Genomic DNA, 593 nt, shown 5'->3' on the forward strand with positions numbered 1-593 from the left:
AATTAAATACTCATAAGATGCTGTAGCTGTACTTGTAGTCTGGAATGTCACAAGATCTGCAATACCATCACCAGTTGTTGTTGTTATAGCCGTTTGATTTGTAGTTGAAGAAACCGTTCCTCCGTCTACTGTAGCTACAGGTGGTACAGGTGTTGTTTCTCCACACTCTGGTCTAGTTGCACTTTTGCTAAAATAAATTGCAAATCCTGCTGTCTTAGAAACCATAACAAAATTTCCGTTATCAATAGCGACGTAGTATGAACCATCCAATCCTGCAAATCCAGTTCCAGAAAGTGTTATTTCAGGATTAGCATTTACAAAAGTATTACTAGCCGAAGGATTCAAGTCTACATACCAATTTGGTGTTCCGTTGCTTGTATTAGCAGCCAAAACATATAATCCATTATTAGCAGCATCCCAATTAATTATGAATTCAGTTACATTATCTAGGTTTGGTCCACCGTTTCCTAAAACAAATACATTCTCAAAACTCGTATTGATACTTGGTAACCCGCTAGCAAGAGGTGTTCCGAATGTACAATCCTCCGTTGGTGTTGGTGGTGTAACAACAGGTGCGTTTCTATCAACAGTTA

1 protein-coding gene is annotated in these 593 nt (G+C 38.4%); it reads right to left on the reverse strand.

Translation table 11 applies throughout. From position 1 onward, the window contains the following. Positions 1-593: hypothetical protein (locus SM447_RS29550; protein WP_474576146.1), on the reverse strand; the 593-nt coding region annotated here is incomplete at both ends.

The organism is Micromonospora aridisoli (genome assembly GCF_056150025.1).